This window comes from Granulicatella seriolae (assembly GCF_024543085.1).
Classification (GTDB): domain Bacteria; phylum Bacillota; class Bacilli; order Lactobacillales; family Aerococcaceae; genus Granulicatella; species Granulicatella seriolae.
In genome coordinates, this window is sequence record NZ_JANHNZ010000014.1 from 18,347 (window position 1) to 36,103 (window position 17,757).

The window sequence follows — 17,757 nt, forward strand, 5'->3', positions numbered from 1 at the left end:
AAGAGATCACTTGCTGCTGAGTCGTAAGGGCTTGGCAGTTTTTTTAACCTAAAATAGAACAAGTGTTCGATATTTTTGTAATGGAGGTTGAATAATGGACAAGTTAATTCGTATTGGAGAATTTATGCTGTAGGAGGGCCTTATACAACTAACGCTGCTATCGGAACTTTAGCACCGAGCCAATTCGGCGGTTTATCTTATAAAATTCTAGAAGAAAAAGGAAACCATATTTATATTATTCAAACAGAGTCTTATGGAGCAGTAGCCATCTGGGCGGGAGATAGTGATAGTACGTTTACAAGCCGGCCAGCTTATAAGGATAATAATGGTCCTCAAACTTCTGTTGGGGTAGACTGGTATTTTATTAATCTGCATCCTAATGTCACCAGCTGGAGAGTTTATAAACCAAAAGGTCCTTACACAGATTCAACAGTTGTAGGACGATTAAACCCATCGCAGTACGGAGGTTTGTCTTATAAGATTATAACATCAGGTATCCAAAAGGATTTTTATATTATTCAAACAGAGAGTTATGGACAAGTAGCCATCTATCGAGATGAAGATGCTAGCTTAACCTTGACTCCTATGTATCAAGAAGGGAACTATAACACAGGTTCAGTTAAACCTACCGTTTCTAGCGGTAAATACTTGAATTTAAAACCAATTCCATCATGGAGAGTCTATGCAGTAGACGGTCCTTACACAACGGCTAATGCAGTTGGTAGCCTAGCCCCAGCTCAATTCGGTGGTTTATCCTATGCTATTTTAGGTAATCCAACAAAAGATATTTATATTATTCAAACAGAAAGTTATGGACGAGTAGCTATCTGGGCTGGAGATAGTGATAGTACGTTTTCAAGTTCTCCTGTATACAAAGAAGGAAGTAGTGCTGGCGGACAACTAGAAGGAAGTCCTACGATTAAGTTTGTCAATTTAAAACCAATCCCATCATGGAGAGTCTATGCACAGTCTGGTCCATATACTAGTGCGAGTGCTATTGGTACGTTGGCCCCAGCTCAATTTGGTGGTTTGTCCTATGCTATCTTAGGAAATCCAGCAAAAGATATTTACATTATCCAAACCGAGAACTATGGACGAGTAGCCATCTGGGCAGGAGATAACGATAGTACCTTTACGGCTTCCCCTACCTATGCAACGGGTGATACTGCCCAAAGTTCGATTGGCGGTAGTGGCTCAGGCTTGTATCTAAATGGAGATCAAGGAAGTGGTGTTATCGATATTAAACCGCGCTCATTCTGGGGAGCTAAACCTTATGACTTTAGAGGAATGGATGGGACTCGAGACATTAATAAACTAAATCGGGTAATTATTCACCATTCTGCGGGATACGGCTCAAGTGAAATTGGCTATATGAGGTCTATTCAAAATTACCATCAATCGAATAGTGCAATTGGAGGCGATGTAGGGTATCATTACTGTATTGGTCCAACTGGTACAATCTATGAAGGTCGTGGAATTAACTATATCGGAGCACACACAAGCCGTTACCAAGATGGTGTATTCTATAATGAATTATCTATTGGTGTTTGCTTGCTAGGAGACTTTAGTGGTACTTTACCGACAGTTGCACAACAAAAATCTTTAGTAAATCTGACTGCGTATTTATGTAAAAAATATAATATTGCACCAAATAGAATTACAGGTCATCGTGATCACAACAGTACAACCTGTCCAGGGAATTATTTCTATCAACAGACTAACCGCCTTGAAACAATTCGAACAGCTGTCAGTACAAGAATAAAGAGTCCTGATGTTACTAATGTAACTCCTGTGAAGCCCGCACCAACTCTTAGTCAAATAAAACAGCAGATTGTTAATTATATTAATGGCGAATTGAATAAGGCAGCGGAGTTTTTTGCCAAGCGAATTCCGATTAATGTAGACTTATTTGAGACGGACTATGTTGTGACAGTGGCACCGAATATTATCATGAAAGCATCCCTATCGATGGATAATGGAAGTGATATGTCAGAGTATTACAGTGTTAATATTTCGCAAACTAAAGGAGAATTAGAGACTATTTTTGGTAAGGTTAGACAGATGTTGAAGGATAATCAGATATCATTTGAGTCGAGTTTGGGTAGTGAAGATATTATAAAAGCACTAGGTGGAAAGACTAATATTGATCAAAGAGTCGGAATAGGTCTAGAGAATAATAAGATGATGTTTAGTTATTCTCTAATTTATAAGTCAATTCCAATACCGAATGGAAATCCCGTGTCATCAGTGTTAAAACTAAAATTTATAGTTGATGATAATACTTTTTTTGGAAAAGTTCTCGATGCACAAACCGTAGTTGAGATAGTTACGATTAAAAATAATGATTTTGTAAACTTTATTAGGAATATGGTTGATCCTGTGGTAGATGCAGTTTTATCTAAAATAAAATTTTTGACTGATAATCCGGCTTATATTTTAATATTAACTATAATAATCATTATTTTATATATTTTTACTGGTGGTGCACCTCTTGTAGGTAAATTGTTGCTTGGTTTCATTTGATTTTTCTTCATATGATATATTTTTGTTTGAGTTAACGGAAGATATAAGATTATGAATTTAACTAGGTAGATGTTAAATTTCATTAAATGTTTTTATGTTTCTTTGTAAACAGTGAGCTAAAGTCTAAGTCAACGATGAAACTTGAAATACTAAGTAAAATATTCTAAAATAAATATAAAGAACTTCTAACTGCTAAGGTATACAACTTGGCAGTTTTTTTAAACCAATTACATCAAGGGGGACAACATGGACATTATAGGCAGTGGTGAAGTGAGTAAAAAAGATATACAGAAAATCGTTCAGAGCAACTACAAGTATAATTTAAAACTTGCTTTTCAGATGTCCTTGATATACTTATGTTTAATTTTTTTAATTGTAAAATATTATTTTGATACAACTTATCTTGGGGCCCATACTGTCCAACTGATTATGGAGAATGGGCTTACTGCTGTGTTCGCCTATGCTTATCTCATTCTATTATTGGAATTGTTTTGCGTTTTTCTTTGTTTTTCTACAGTCAAACGTTCCCAATTCGATGGGAGAAAACCAAATATAGGAGCGCAGGAAAATGTTTTGATTAACGCTTCTGGTATAAATATCTTTTCGGAAAAGCTATCAGGTAGAGAGATATACAGGATTGGCTGGAATTCAGTAGCAGAAGTTGAGCTTAAAAAGCAGTATTTGTACATCTATACGACATCAAAATCAGTCCAAAATCTATGTATCCCTAGCAGATATTTTTCTGAGGATGATTTGGTAAGAAAAATACTTCAGATTCAAGGTCAGGAGAGGTAAAAACAAATGAAAGGTATTCGCTTAAAGGGAACAATTACGAGAATGGATGTTTTAAAGAATGTACTTGTATATCTTTTGAAATCAGGACGGTTATTCATTTTATTTGTAATAGATGTCATGATAGCTTTTTTGGTTTTTTATCTAATTTCTATAGTCATTAGATACTATCCTGAATTACCTACGTTTGAGTGGTATCATATTCTTTTTATAAGCTTTATATTCTTTTTGTTACAAATCATAATCATCATTTTAATGCTTCTTATGAAGAATTCTCAAGCTATGCTGTTTGATAGCCAGATAGATATCCGGTTATCAGAAACGGGGATTTCATTGAATACTTCTTGGGATGATGGAGAAAAAAGTTTCACAACTAGTTGGGCAGATATCCAAAAGATTAGTCAGAGAGACTCTTTCATAGTTGCGCAATTAAAAACTGGAAGAATGATGACTATTTATTTAGAGCTTGCTGACTCCGAATCACAAAGAGAAAAGGTGATGACTTTTATTAGACAGAAAGCAGAAGAGAATGGTATTGCTATGAAGGGCTTTTAAACGACTAATGAAGTAGACACTAACTTATTATCAATGCGGTTCACAAGCCAACTATACTTGAAATCCAAAGAAAACTATTTTAAAATAACTATAAAGAAATTCTGACTGCTAAGTTGTAAGACTTAGCAGTTTTTTTACAACACGAGTCAAGGAGGAAACCATGGAAGTTACAGGTAGTGGTGAAGTCAGTAAAGAAGATATCTGGACAAGCGTTAAGAGCAACTATAAGAATAACTTAAATATTTCTTTCCAGATATCACTTGCATTTTTATTTTTAATTATTCTCGCTACAAAATATTATGTTGATACAACATTTCTTGGGGAATATATTATACAACACTATGAGAACAATTGGGCGAGGCTTATATTCGTTCTATTTGTTCTTATTCTACTAGCGGAATGTATATTTGTCTTGGCTGTTTCTTTAGCCATGAATCAGATTCAATTCAAGGATAGAAAAGTCAGCATAGGAACAAAAGAAACGGTGCTGATTAACTCATCTGGTATAACAATCTTTTCAGAAAAACTACAGGATAGAGCAGAGTACCGGATTGGATGGAGGTCAGTGGAAGATATTGAGCTCAAAAGACAGTATTTATATATCTATTTGACATCAAAATCAGACTTAAATCTATGTATCCCTAGTAGGTATTTTTCTGAGGATAATTTGATGGAAAAAATATATCAGATTCAAAAGCAAGAGAGGTGAGAGACAGATGGAAGATATTCGGTTAAAGGGAGCTATTACGAGAGCAGACGTTGTAAAGGGGATACCTGCATATCTTGTTAAATCAGGACGCTTACTTTATTTTCTTATAGTAGCTGCATGTGGAGCAGTTTTGCTTGCTGTTATGCTTACTAAAATATATGAAAAAGATTTTCCGTTACCTAGGTTCGAGCGTTATCATATACCTAGGTTCGAATGGTATCATATTCTTTTTCTAACCCTTGGATTCTTTTTGGTACAAATTATAATGGAATTTTTAATGTCTCTTATGAGAAACTCTCAAGCAAAGGTCTTTGATAGTCAGATAGAAGTCAGGTTGACAGAAACGGGGATTTCGGTGGGAGGTTCTTGGAATGATGGAGAAAGATTGTTCACAACCAGCTGGTCAGGCGTTAAAAAGCTTTACAATATGGGACCTTTTATAACGTTACACTTAAAAAGTGGAAGAGGATTGAGTATTTACCTAAGTCTGGCTAACTCCCAATCACAAAAAGAAAAGCTGCTAACTTTTATTAGACAGAAAGCAGAAGAGAATGGTATTGCTACGAAGGGGTTTTAAACTACTGATAAAGTAAGTACAAAATCACTACCAAAGACCCTCTCCAACCAAACTTGAAATCCGATACAAACTAATTTAAAATAACTATAAGGAATCGCTTACTGCTGAGTTATACAACTTGGCAGTTTTTTTAAACCAATCATACCAAGGAGGACAACATGGAAATTATCGGCAGTGGTGAAGTCAGTAAAAAAGATATCCAGAGAACTATTCCCGACTTTTGCACTTACAGGAAAAAATAAGTCGACAAACACCTACAGCCACAAGGGTTACACAAAATATAATCAATTAACACTTGTATATATACAGTAGTTTTGCTATAATGGTTAAATAGAAGTTTTGTATATAAATTTACTATTTTTTGATAAAAAAGCTAATTTATCATATGATTTTTGATAAATTTATCCTATAAGATATAAGTATTTATCAAATTTAGATGCATAAAATTATTATTTCATTTGAGAAAACAGAGTAATTTTGACTGAAGACTATGTAAAAATATTGAAAATGAAATGAATTCCTCATTGATGACATTAAAAACTTGAAAAAACTGTATATATACTCTTAAAAAAATAAAAACACCACTAAACCCCTTTAGTAACAAGGGGTTTGGTGGTGTTTTCTTTCATTCAAGTGCAAAAGTCGGGAAAAAAGATATCCAGAGAACTATTGGGAGCAACTATAAACATAATTTAAAAGTTGCTTTTCAGCTGTCATGGTTGTTCTTATTTTCACTTTTTTTAATTTTAATATATTTTTATGGCACAACCTCTATTGGAGCGCCTATTGTCCAATTAGTTGAAGAAGATATGCCAACTGCGGTGGGCCTTTTTATTTATCTCCTTATTCTACTGGAATTGTTATTTATTACGATATGCTTTTCTATCGTGAAACGTTCTCAATTTGATAATAAAAAATCAAATATAGGAGCACATGAAGAGGTTCTGATTAACTCTTTTGGTATAACCATCTTTTCGGAGAAGCCATCGGATAAAGTAGACTATAGAATTGCTTGGGACTCAGTGGAAGAAATTGACCTCAAAAAGCAGTATTTGTACATTTATACGACATCAAAATCAGACCTGAATCTATCTATTCCTAGCAGATATTTTTCTGACGATGATTTGTTGAGAAAAATAAATCAGATTCAAGATCAGGAGGGTGAGGAATAAATGGAAGATGTTCGTTTAAAGGGAACAATTACAAAAATGGAAGTTTTGAAGGATACACCTGTATATTTTTTTAAATCAGGACACCTACTCGTTTTACTGGTAACGGATGTCATGGTAGCATTTTTAGCTGTATTTCTGTTTTCTACATTAAGCAGATACTACCCTGAACTATCTATAATTAGGTGGCATCATATACTCTTTATGATCCTTATTATTTTTTTGATACAAATTATAAAGGACACTTCAATATTCCTTATGAAGAATTCTCAAGCTAAGGCATTTGGTAGTCAGATAGAAGTCTCCTTGTCAGAAACAGAAATTTCAGTGGCTACTTTTTGGGATGGTGGAGAAAAAAATATTACCGCTAACTGGTCAGGTATCAAAAAGATTAGTGATACAGGACCTTTAATAGTTGTACATTTGAAAAGTGGAAGAGTGATGACTATTTATTTAGGGCTTGCTGACTCCGAAACACAAAAGGAAGAAGTGCTAACGGTTATTAGACAGAAAGCGGAAGAGCATGGTATTGCTGTGAAGGGTTTTTAGGGCGCAAAAATAATGGAGCAGTTGTTGAACAGAATTGCTTGCCAACTCTGTAAACAAAGCAATCCAAGGAGGGCAACATGGAAATTACAGGTAGTGGACAGATTACGAAAAAAGATATTTGGGTAAGCCTTAAATATTCTTATAAATATATTTTACTAACGCCATTAGGATCAATAATCATTTTCACATGTTTAGCCATGATATTTCTTAACCATTATTTTGATATAGCATTCTATGGATATTTTGATAGTTGGCAGATTATTAGTATAGTGGCGTCGATATTAATTATTCTGCTTGTTTTAGCTGAAATGATTAAACAATTTAAAGGTAAAAAATTAAATTTAGGGCGACAGGAAACGGTTTTGATAGATTTATCTGGAATAACAATATCATCAAAATCCCCATTACAAAGAGAAGAGTATCGCATTGATTGGAATGTAGTGGAGGATATTCAGCTCAAAAAAGGCTATCTGCATATCTATACGAAACCAGCATCAAAGCTTCATTTTTTTATCCCGCTCAGGTATTTCTCTGAGGGCAATCTTTTAGAAACCATACATCAAATTCAAGCGTCAAGTGAGGTGAAAAACCAATGAAAGAGATTATTTTAAAGGGCAAAATTAGCAGAGTAGACGCTCTCAAGAATACACCTAGGGTACTTTTACAGCCAAAAGTTTTACTAGGTTATCTCTTATACATTCTACTCATCGTTCTGTGTGTGTCTTATTTGCTCCCTCGTTTTGGCTGGCACCATGCAATAAGCTTATTTGTAGTGCTTCTTTTATTGGTAATTCTACAAATGAGTTGGAATTCACTAATGGGAAATTCTCAGCATAGGGTATTTGCTAGTCTGCTAGAATATCGGCTTTCAGAAGCTGGAATTTTGCAAAAGATGTCGTGGAATGGGGTAGAAAAAAATAGCATGATTGACTGGTCTGGAATCCAAGCGATTAGTAACGTGGGACCATTTATTACCTTCAAATTAAAGGAAGCTAGCGATTTCTCGATTTTTCCAAGTCTTTTCGAGTCTGAGGCACAGAAGGAAGAGGTGTTAACCTTTCTTCGCCAGCAATCGAATGAGTTTGGGATTGTTACTCACGGTTTTTAGTCTAAGTTGGCAAAGAAACCCACAGTTCACAGGCAAAAAGGAGGAATTTTCATGGGAGAAGAAATACTTAGCCTACAGAACCTTACCCTATCTTTTAATGACAAAGACCTGTTCCACATAAAAAAACTAACAGTCTCTCATGGAGATAGAATAGGGATTATAGGAGATAACGGTAGTGGCAAATCCTCTCTATTAAAATTAATTACGGGTGAAATAGCTCCTAGCTCAGGAAGGATAAAGACAAAGACCCAGTTTAAGCATTTTAAACAAATTGATGAAGCTAATGATGATGCCCAGAACGAACTAGACTATGAACTACTTTCTTATCTGAAAGTTCCCCTTGTAGATGTGCAGGCATTAAGTGGTGGTGAGAAACAAAAATATCGCTTAAGTTATTTTATTTCTGGAAATCAAGAGCCGTTACTATTGGATGAGCCGACCAATCATTTGGATCAAGAAGGTATCAAGTTTATTACTGAAAGATTGTTGTCGTATCCCAATACTATCCTTATGGTTAGCCACAATAGAGACATATTGAATCGACTAGTCAACAAAATTTGGTTGATTGAGAACGGAGAAATATCCGAGTATATAGGAAACTATGATGAGTTTATGGCGCAAAGAACTATTGAGCAGATAACCAATAAAAACGATTATGACAAATACCTACAAACCAAAAAACAGCTTGAAATGGCGAAAAACAACAAGTTAGAAGAAGCCAAGCGAATGAGCACCATTAGTAAATCTCAAAAAAATAAACGAATTAGTCCCGGACGATTATCCGCCACAAAGGACAAGAAAACCGCTCAGAAAGGAATCGAAAGAGCCGCCAAAAATATCGAAAACAAGATATCAAGTCTTGAAGAGGTTCGTTTAATAGAAAAGAAGCCACCTCTTGTTTTTCCTCTTGAAAACTTTGTAGCATTAAATAACAAGATTCCAATAATAGCTAGCGACATTCACATTGTTACCAATAATGGTCTTGTTCTGGTAGATAAGAGTAGCTTACAATTTGGACGAGCTGAAAAAGTCGCTATTCTAGGTCCCAATGGTTCAGGCAAGACCTCCTTGATCAACTACATTCTTTCTGAAGAAGAGGGGGTATTTGTTTCCAGTAAAGCTCAAATATCTCTCTATAGGCAATTAGAATATACCGAACTAATTGATGCGAATCCGGTGCAATACATCTCAGATATGTCTGATTACTCCAAGGATTTTATCATTACTGTATTAACTAAGTTAGGTCTTGAAGGGGCTTCTTTAAGAACAAACATGAAGGACCTTAGTGGCGGAGAACGAACCAAAGTTGCCTTAGCCAAAACATTTTTAGTCCCATCCAACATCGTGATATTGGATGAACCAACTAATTTTCTAGACCTCAATACCATAAAAGCACTTGAGAACGTCATTGTTGAGTACCCCGGAATGGTAATCTTTACATCACACGACGAAGAGTTTGTTAAACATACGGCTACCTCCATTTATGAAATTAGAGATAAGCGACTAAGACATTAGGATGTTTGATGGGGAGCTGGTTAATGAAGCAACCTAATAAAAAGTGACTTGTCTAGTTGATAGGCAAGTCACTTTTTATCCATTAACTTAGTCTTAGGGTAGTCATACTTCAATTTTTCTAAAAAACATGCTATAATAAAAGCCAAAGAGGACGTACTAGAATACGCCCTCCGGTAGACCGTTTAAGACGGTAGCATTAGTTTGTTGGTTAAATAAACCCGTCAATCCTGCTAAAGATTATGACGGGTTTATTTTTTGTTGTTTTCGATGAACGTTACTACTAGGGCAAGTAACGCAATGATTAACAATCCAAAGTTAATCATTAGCCCTAACGCTTCCGCAACAGACAAAAATTGCTACTCCTTTCGAAGAAGTAGGAAGATACCCATAGGCACCACCCCCTAGAGTAGCTACCGCCATAAACTTTCTACACTACTATTATAACATTAAAATACGCCGAAAACATAAATAGAGTATGTTTTTCGGCGTATTTTTCATTCGCAAAAAAATAATTATCTAATTTTAAGTAGCGAGACCTCACCCCTATACCCACAACAAGCCCCACCAGAGAAGGGAACTGAAGTCACGGCGGTGACACCGCATTGGCATCAGCTCCCTTCTCTGGTGGGCTTTCTAGTCCAAAGCACCATTTGGCAACTTAATACTTTCTATTGTAATAAGCCCAAAGAGCAACTCTTAGGAGAGAAATAGATAGGGATACTACCATCAGTGTGTAAAATACCGTCATATTGAAATAAACTGACACGAGCATGGCGGTTAAGACACCGGCCATTACCAAAGTCGTAGTCATGGTGTTAACTTGATTGCCTATAAAAATCTTACGTTCGTCGTGTTCTTTAATGTAAAGCTGACTAAGTTTTGACTCATTTTTTAAAGCTCGGCTATATTGAACAATGAGAGCAAAAGTAAGGGCGAATAGGGCAACAAAAACTCCTGTAGTAAAGCCGCCTGAAAAGCCCTCAGATATGCCAACATTCTTTCGAATGACAAAGCCTCCAATAATAACTGCCAACCAAACAATCGTTAGAGCAATAACCGCCTTTAATCTTTTTGACAACGTTTCTCTATATTTTTCCATTATTCTTCCCCGCTTTCTGAAAAATCAAATACATCTTCTATGGTCAGCCCAAAATATGTCGCAATTTTATAAGCCAGTACCAATGATGAAGTGTACTTTTCCGTCTCGATAGATGTGATGGTCTGCCTAGTGACGCCCACTGCCAGAGCCAGTTCCTCTTGAGAAATCTTGTTCTTTTTTCGTAGTTCAGCTATTCTAGTTTTCAAATCGCACCTCCATATGCATAGTTCGCTTTACATTTATAGTATAGTTGACTTTGCATAAAGTGTCAAGTAAACTTTGCAAAAAAAATTAGAATTTTTATTTTCTGAATTTCTTAACACAATCCAGACTATTTTTATTACTATATAAAGTAAAAAACTCACCCCCATACCCACAACAAGCCCCACCAGAGAAGGGAATTGAAGTCACGGTGTAGAGCATAGCTGAAGCACAGTAGCTGTTTGGGGCTGGAAAAAAGTCCAAATGGTAACCAAATAAAAGAGTTTCCCAGAAATCTATCCGTACAGAACGGTGTAAAGCATAGCTGACGCACAGTGGATGTTTCGGCTTCAGCCGATTACAGCCACGTAGACAGCTAAGCCAGTGAGACCTTGGCTCACGGCGGTGCCACCGTTCCCGTTTCGGATAGATTTCTGGGGAACTCTTTTATGATTTAGAAACTTTTTCATTTTATTACAGACTTTTTGCCCAGCCTTTTACAGATACGTAGACAGCTAAGCCGAGAGACCAAGGCTCACGGCGGTGCCACCGCATTGACTTCAGTTCCCTTCTCTGGTGGGGCGTTCTAATCCACAGCACCATTTCCAAAATGTCGTTTCGGCAACAGCTTTGTTAAACTTCTATTAATTGCCTTCTGTCTCTTGTTTTTTTGTGGTATTTTCGATAGGATAAGGAACAGAAATAAAACACATTAGGGGACTAACCATGAATACACTAAAACGAACCATAAAAGGTGGAATACTTGCTATGGCAGCCTTTTTAACCATAAGCACAACCAACAACACAAGCATACAAGCACTAGAAGCCCAAGACGTTGACGCAAAAGCTGTTCTAGTCATCGAACAATCGAGCGGACAGATTCTCTTCCAAAAAAATCCAGATGAAGTTCTAAAGATAGCATCAATGAGCAAGATGGCGACTCAATACCTAGTTAATGAAGCCGTAGCGAACGGCGAAACCAGCTGGGACGCACCAGTCACCATCAGCCAAAGAGTTATGGACACCAGTGCCAACTACGAACTATCCAACGTACCACTAAGAACCAACGAAACCTACACCGTTAAAGAACTATACGAAGCCATGTCCATCTTCTCGGCAAATGGCGCTACCATCGCCTTGGCAGAGCACCTAGCAGGCACGGAAGACCAGTGGGTGGAACGTATACAGGCTAAGCTAACTTCGTGGGGCATTACCGATGCTAGCTTTATCAATGCGTCAGGCTTGCCCAACCAGTACGGCTTGAGCAATAAAAAAACCAATCTGCCAGATAACGCTGAAAATAGCATGTCAGCCCGTTCGGTAGCTATACTAGCTAGACATTTGGTGACGGATTACCCTGATTCGCTGCAAGTTTCTTCTATTGCAGAAAAGGTCTTCCATCCGGGTACGATAGACGAGACCCTCATGACCAACTACAATCTCTTGGTACCAGGACTGCTCTTCGGTCGCCAAGGTGTAACTGGTCTGAAAACAGGGACGACTGATGATTCAGGTGCTTCCGTGACCACAACCGCTACCGAAAATGGTATGTCTGTCATCTCGGTCTTGATTGGGGCATCCCAGTCCATGGCACGATTTTCTGAAACGGACAAAATTCTTGATCAAGTCTTTGCTGCTTATGAACTCTTGCCACTGGTTACTGCCAACAATTCTGTTAAAGGAGTGACTCCTTATCCGGTTGTTGACGGGGTTGATGAGTATTTGTCGCTGAATTATGGTAAGGATTATCAAGCTGTTGTTCCTAAAGGTACAGCGGTCAGCCAGATTAGCATGACCTTTACACCAAACCCAGAACTTCTCAATGCCAACAACCAGCTGAAGGCTCCTATTGCAGCAGACCAACCAGTTGGGACCATTAATATTGATGTTCCCGGAGAAAACCTAGGCTTCCTACAAGCTGGCGAAGGCAACCAAGTACCCGCACTAGCCTCCTTTGAGATTAAAGAAGCCAACATCCTCGTTAAACTATTCCGTTCTATCCAAAGTTTTTTCAAAGGCATTATCGGTGCCATCAGTGGAATCTTTGGCTAGGCACAAAACCATTTGCCATGAGTTGACAAGTGGGCGAAAATCACTATAATTAAAGATACAATAGCTGCGAATAGTAGGCTAGTAGAGACCTAAGAGAGCTGACGGCCGGTGCGAGTCAGTGGCAAAGCTAGACGAATCCACGCAGAAGACATATGACGAAAACACAAGCTGATTAAGTCATACGGCGCCAACCGTTACCCCAGACCAAAGAGCAAAGCCCTTGTCAAATGGTGCTTTGAAGCCGGGTGGTACCGCGATTAGTTTAGATGAATCCAAGCTAGTTCGTCCCTTTTTACAAGAGGGGTGGACTGGCTTTTTTGTAGGCAAAAACAAATGGAAGGTGGAAATGATATGTTAGATGTAAAGATTTTGAGAGATAACTTTGAGGCGACGGTTGAAGCCTTAGGAAACCGTGGTGTGGCGCGTGAAACGGTTGAAGAGTGGCGTGATTTGGACGAAAAGAGACGTCAATTGATCATGAAAACGGAGCAAGACAAGCAGTACCGCAACACGGTATCTGAACAGATAGCCCAATTAAAACGCCAAAAAGAAGATGCTAGTGCAGCTATTGCTGACATGAAGCAAGTGGGCGAGAACATCAAGATCTTGGACCAAGAGATTGCGGAGATTACAGAAAAGATTGACTATATCGCAACCCGTGTGCCTAATATTGCCGATGCGTCTGTGCCGGTTGGGGATGATGAAGAGGGCAATGTTGAAGTGCGCCGTCATGGAACGCCTCGTGCCTTTACCTTCCAACCAAAACCACACTGGGAGATTGCCGAAGACTTAGGTATTTTAGATTTTGAACGTGGAGCCAAGGTGTCTGGTAGTCGTTTCCTCTATTATAAGGGGATGGGTGCTCGCTTGGAGCGGGCTTTGTACAACTACATGCTGGATATGCACACAGAAAAACATGGCTATACAGAAGTGATTCCACCATATTTGGTGAATGAAAAAGCTATGTTTGGTACAGGGAATTTTCCTAAGTTCAAGGAGGATGTCTTCCAATTGGATGACGAACGCAAGTTGACCTTGATTCCAACAGCCGAAGTACCTTTGACCAATTACTATGCTAACGAAATTCTAGACCAAGCCGACTTGCCAATTTATTTCACAGCTTTAAGCCCGTCTTTCCGTTCTGAAGCGGGTAGTGCTGGTCGTGACACTAGAGGCTTGATTCGTCTGCACCAATTCAACAAGGTGGAGATGGTTAAGTTTTCAGCTCCGGAAACGTCATTTGACGAATTGGAAAAGATGACTGACGATGCGGAGGATATCTTACGTGGGCTTGAGCTGCCTTACCGTACGATTGTTTTGTGTACTGGTGATATGGGCTTTTCTTCTGCGAAGACCTATGATATTGAAGTTTGGATTCCGGCGCAAGATACCTATAGAGAGATTAGTTCTTGTTCTAACTGTGTTGATTTCCAAGCGCGCCGTGCCAAGATTCGTTACCGCAACGAGGAGACTGGTAAGGTGGAGCTGCTGCATACCCTAAACGGTTCTGGTGTGGCGGTCGGACGTACTGTGGCGGCTATTCTGGAGAACTTCCAAGAAGCAGATGGCAGTGTCAGCATTCCTAAAGCTCTCATTCCATATATGAACGGCGTGACCAGAATTAGCAAAGACTAGGCGGGGTATGGCTGAACCACAAAAGAGTTGCCCGATAAGGGGTTAGAAATAGTAACGGTGGCACCGCCGAAAGCCTTGGTCTTTCGGCTTAGCTGTCTACGTGGCTGTAATTCGGCTAAAGCCGAAACATCCACTGTGCGTCAGCTATGCTTTACACCGTTATTTCTAACCCCTTATCGGGCAACTCTTTTGTTTGAATGGCTAAATAGACATTTTATCCACCACCTCTTGTTGAACAAAAGAAGGTACTACTAATAATAGTTTGAGCAAGAAAGACTTAAAATTAAGGTGAGACTTGATTTTGAGTCTTTTTAATGTTTAGAGGTTTTTGTTCAGTAAGTTTAGTTGATATTATGAGAAAAGAGTCGTGATTCAAGTGGTTTCCGGGGACAAGGAGTGTTCTAATCACCGGAAAAAGTTAGAATAGAATATTTTTCTCATAATTCATTTCGTATTAAGCTTTTCTAGGTCGTCTGTCGGGAATATTAATGATTTTAGGAATAGGTAAAAAATCCAAAACCCATATCAGCACCTAAAGAACCAGCAGATAAGGGTTAGAAATAATGGTGCAAAGCATAGCTGTACGCACAGTGGATGTTTCGGCTTTAGCCGATTACAGCCCACGTAGACAGCTAAGCCAGTGAGACCAAGGCTCACGGCGGTGCCACCGTTCCCGTTTCGGATAGAGTTCTGGGGAACTATTTTATGATTTAGAATGCTTTTATTTTATTAAAGACTTATTGCCCAGCCCTTTATCTGCTGGCTCTTTTTATAGTCTATAAATCCCTCTTTTCACAGCACTGAAAATTTATAACTTTTTTATTTACAATTATGGGGGATACTGATAGGATTAAGAAACGAAAGAAAGCACACATCAAGGAGGACGCCATGCCACATCGTAAAGCCATTAATTATAAGAGCTGTTTTGATATTATCGGCCCCATTATGGTCGGCCCGTCCAGTTCCCATACGGCTGGCGCTATTCAAATTGGGCTTTTGGCACGCCAATTATTTGGTGGTGACCCTCTGGATGTTACCTGTATTTATTATGAATCCTTTGCCGAAACGCATAAGGGGCATGGTACGGATTTTGCCATTGTTTCTGGGGTTTTGGGCTTTGCGACCGATGATGAGCGAGTACCCAAGGCGGTAGATATTGCCGAAGAAATGGGGATTGCAGTGGAATTTATCGAGCAGGATATTCCTAGTCCGGTCTTCCATGCCAATACGGCTGACTTGACCCTCAAGGATTACCAGCGGGAAGTCCGGATTATTGGCACATCCGTTGGTGGTGGTACGGTGGAGGTCAAGTATGTCGAGGTGGCAGGCTTTGAGATTTCTTTGACGGGGCCGCTACCGATTGTGATCGCCATTTCGCAGGATGCGCACTTGCAGGAGCAGCTTGACCAACTTCTGTATGACCATCAAATGGAGCTCATGAGTCGTCGGGAGCAGGAGAAGGTTGGTGTTTGGGCCTTTGTCTATGAGCTCAAGTCCTTGATTACCCAGCCGCTCCAGCAGGCCTTGGAAGCTTTGCGCCGTGAGGAGACCATTTATATTCTCAAATAAGACCTATAGTAATAGAAGAAAGGATGCTGTCGATAGATGTATATGTCGATTCAAGAAGTTGTCGCTCAGGCCGAACGCACGGGGCTAGCCATATCGGAATTGATGATTCTGCAAGAGATGGACGTCACCAAACTGAGCCGGCAAGAAATCTGGCAACGCATGGAGAAAAACCTGGCGACCATGAAGAATGCTGTCGAACGCAGCGCCCAAGGACAAGGTGTCTTCTCACCCACAGGCTTAACTGGCGGCGATGCTGTCAAGATGCTCAAGTACCGTCAATCCGGCAAATCATTGTCAGGTGACGCAGTTTTGGCTGGTGTTCAGTACGCTTTAGGGACTAATGAAGTCAATGCAGCTATGGGGTTAGTTTGCGCCACTCCAACGGCTGGGGCAAGCGGCACGATTCCTGGCGTCATCTTTTCGATTTCGGAAACCATGAATTTGACTCACGAAGCACAGATACGTTTTCTGTTTACCTCAGCCTTGTTCGGTATGGTGGTAGCCAACAATGCCATGATTTCTGGTGCTATGGGAGGTTGTCAAGCCGAAGTGGGCAGCGCCTCCGCCATGGCAGCAGCCGCAGCAGTCGAGGCGGCCGGTGGGACAGCACAACAATCGTCCGAAGCGTTTTCCATTGCACTTGGCAATTTGCTGGGTTTGGTATGTGACCCGGTGGCGGGACTAGTCGAAGTTCCCTGCGTCAAACGCAACGCCATTGGTTCGGGCAACGCCTTAATTGCCGCCGACATGGCTCTAGCGGGCATCACCAATATCATCCCAGCAGACGAAACCATCGAAGCCATGCGTTCTATTGGCAGCCGCATGCCCCGTGAACTCCGTGAAACCGGACTAGGAGGCAGCGCCGCAACCCGTACCGGCTTGGATATCAAGATGCGTATATTTGGCAAAGACGTATCCCTAACGCCAACCGAAGAAACTGATTTATAATAGAAGTATAAAACCAATCCTATGAAATGAGGAACTAAGATGACAGAACAACAATATGATACAGCTATATTTGCTGGTGGCTGTTTTTGGTGTATGGTAAAACCATTTGATAGCCAAGAAGGAATCGTCTCTGTTGTGTCCGGCTATACCGGTGGGACTACCGTAAACCCGACTTACGAGCAAGTGTGCAGCGGGACAACTGGTCACACAGAAGCCGTTCAGATAACCTTTGACCCGCAAGTTTTCCCTTACGAAAAACTAGTTAATATTTATTGGCAACAAACTGATCCAACTGATGCTATGGGACAATTTGCCGATCGTGGGGATTCCTATAGACCCGTTATCTTCTATAATAGTCCCCAACAAAAAGAAATCGCCCAAGCTTCAAAAGCTGCCCTACAAGCTTCCGGACGATTCAAGAAAGATATCGTGACGACTATTGAAGAAGCCAAACCCTTCTACCCTGCAGAAGAATACCACCAAGATTTCTATAAGAAAAACCCAGCCCATTACAACCGCTACAGAAGAGGCTCAGGAAGAGATCAATTCATCGCTAACAGCTGGTAAATAAAAGGCTTTAAAAAAAGCAAAAGTTTTTTAAAAACTTTTGCTTTTTTTGTTGACATACTTTAGAGACGATGATAATATATAGAAGTTGTCAAAACGACAACGAAAGACATTGACCTTTGAAAACTGAACAAAGAAGACAAACCAAATGTGTAGGGAACTTCATCAAAGAGATGAAGAAAACTAAAC

General features: G+C 39.4%; 18 protein-coding genes and 1 other annotated feature. Of the genes, 15 read left to right on the forward strand and 3 right to left on the reverse strand.

Annotated elements, in window-relative coordinates:
- Nucleotides 1-87: 87 nt before the first annotated feature.
- The 10 genes from NPA36_RS09585 to abc-f all read left to right on the forward strand — a co-directional run bounded on the left by NPA36_RS09585 (nt 88) and on the right by abc-f (nt 9,497).
- Nucleotides 88-2,523, forward strand: coding sequence for a peptidoglycan recognition protein family protein (locus NPA36_RS09585; RefSeq protein WP_256945906.1), 2,436 nt, complete (start codon nt 88-90; stop codon nt 2,521-2,523).
- 246 nt (nt 2,524-2,769) lie between these two features.
- Complete coding sequence (locus tag NPA36_RS09590; protein WP_256945907.1) at nt 2,770-3,318, forward strand: hypothetical protein; 549 nt, start codon at nt 2,770-2,772, stop codon at nt 3,316-3,318.
- Between the two features lie 6 nt (nt 3,319-3,324).
- Nucleotides 3,325-3,870, forward strand: a complete 546-nt coding sequence (locus NPA36_RS09595; protein WP_256945908.1) for a hypothetical protein — start codon at nt 3,325-3,327, stop codon at nt 3,868-3,870.
- A 160-nt stretch (nt 3,871-4,030) separates the two neighbouring features.
- Nucleotides 4,031-4,579 (forward strand): hypothetical protein, encoded by a 549-nt coding sequence (locus NPA36_RS09600; protein WP_256945909.1) that lies wholly within the window; start codon nt 4,031-4,033, stop codon nt 4,577-4,579.
- Between the two features lie 7 nt (nt 4,580-4,586).
- The gene (locus tag NPA36_RS09605; protein WP_256945910.1) at nt 4,587-5,156 is read left to right on the forward strand and encodes a hypothetical protein; all 570 of its coding nucleotides are present in this window, start codon (nt 4,587-4,589) and stop codon (nt 5,154-5,156) included.
- A gap of 887 nt (nt 5,157-6,043) precedes the next feature.
- On the forward strand, nt 6,044-6,328 hold the full coding sequence (locus NPA36_RS09610) for a YcxB family protein (RefSeq protein WP_256945911.1): 285 nt from the start codon (nt 6,044-6,046) through the stop codon (nt 6,326-6,328).
- Entirely contained in the window at nt 6,329-6,874 is a 546-nt protein-coding gene (locus NPA36_RS09615; protein ID WP_256945912.1) for a hypothetical protein, read from the forward strand.
- Between the two features lie 77 nt (nt 6,875-6,951).
- Entirely contained in the window at nt 6,952-7,470 is a 519-nt protein-coding gene (locus tag NPA36_RS09620) for a hypothetical protein (protein WP_256945913.1), read from the forward strand.
- Complete coding sequence (locus NPA36_RS09625; protein WP_256945914.1) at nt 7,467-7,982, forward strand: hypothetical protein; 516 nt, start codon at nt 7,467-7,469, stop codon at nt 7,980-7,982. Before NPA36_RS09620 ends, NPA36_RS09625 begins: the two co-directional genes overlap by 4 nt.
- Nucleotides 7,983-8,033: 51 nt before the next feature.
- Entirely contained in the window at nt 8,034-9,497 is a 1,464-nt protein-coding gene (abc-f, locus tag NPA36_RS09630) for a ribosomal protection-like ABC-F family protein (RefSeq protein ID WP_256945915.1), read from the forward strand.
- Nucleotides 9,498-9,745: 248 nt separating this feature from the next.
- On the opposite strand, the gene NPA36_RS10305 is transcribed toward abc-f, so the two are convergent.
- The 3 genes from NPA36_RS10305 to NPA36_RS09645 all read right to left on the reverse strand — a co-directional run bounded on the left by NPA36_RS10305 (nt 9,746) and on the right by NPA36_RS09645 (nt 10,802).
- The gene (locus NPA36_RS10305) at nt 9,746-9,847 is read right to left on the reverse strand and encodes a putative holin-like toxin (RefSeq protein ID WP_407932815.1); all 102 of its coding nucleotides are present in this window, start codon (nt 9,845-9,847) and stop codon (nt 9,746-9,748) included.
- Between the two features lie 308 nt (nt 9,848-10,155).
- Complete coding sequence (locus tag NPA36_RS09640) at nt 10,156-10,596, reverse strand: hypothetical protein (RefSeq protein WP_256945916.1); 441 nt, start codon at nt 10,594-10,596, stop codon at nt 10,156-10,158.
- Nucleotides 10,596-10,802 carry a helix-turn-helix transcriptional regulator gene (locus NPA36_RS09645; protein ID WP_256945917.1) on the reverse strand — a complete coding sequence of 69 codons (207 nt, stop codon included), beginning with the start codon at nt 10,800-10,802 and terminating at the stop codon, nt 10,596-10,598. The genes NPA36_RS09640 and NPA36_RS09645 overlap by 1 nt, the downstream gene beginning before the upstream one ends.
- Nucleotides 10,803-11,523: 721 nt before the next feature.
- Between NPA36_RS09645 and NPA36_RS09650 the strand changes: the two genes are divergently transcribed.
- From NPA36_RS09650 to msrA, 5 genes are all read left to right on the forward strand, one after another.
- Nucleotides 11,524-12,849: a D-alanyl-D-alanine carboxypeptidase family protein gene (locus NPA36_RS09650; RefSeq protein ID WP_256945918.1), complete on the forward strand. Its 1,326-nt coding sequence runs from the start codon at nt 11,524-11,526 to the stop codon at nt 12,847-12,849.
- A gap of 51 nt (nt 12,850-12,900) precedes the next feature.
- Nucleotides 12,901-13,142: a binding site (T-box leader), on the forward strand.
- Nucleotides 13,143-13,200: 58 nt separating this feature from the next.
- Nucleotides 13,201-14,484, forward strand: a complete 1,284-nt coding sequence (gene serS / locus NPA36_RS09655) for a serine--tRNA ligase (RefSeq protein ID WP_256945919.1) — start codon at nt 13,201-13,203, stop codon at nt 14,482-14,484.
- Between the two features lie 888 nt (nt 14,485-15,372).
- On the forward strand, nt 15,373-16,053 hold the full coding sequence (gene sdaAB / locus NPA36_RS09660) for an L-serine ammonia-lyase, iron-sulfur-dependent subunit beta (RefSeq protein WP_256945920.1): 681 nt from the start codon (nt 15,373-15,375) through the stop codon (nt 16,051-16,053).
- Nucleotides 16,054-16,089: 36 nt separating this feature from the next.
- Complete coding sequence (gene sdaAA / locus NPA36_RS09665; RefSeq protein ID WP_256945921.1) at nt 16,090-17,001, forward strand: L-serine ammonia-lyase, iron-sulfur-dependent, subunit alpha; 912 nt, start codon at nt 16,090-16,092, stop codon at nt 16,999-17,001.
- Between the two features lie 39 nt (nt 17,002-17,040).
- Entirely contained in the window at nt 17,041-17,568 is a 528-nt protein-coding gene (gene msrA, locus NPA36_RS09670) for a peptide-methionine (S)-S-oxide reductase MsrA (RefSeq protein ID WP_256945922.1), read from the forward strand.
- The last annotated feature ends 189 nt before the right edge of the window (nt 17,569-17,757 follow it).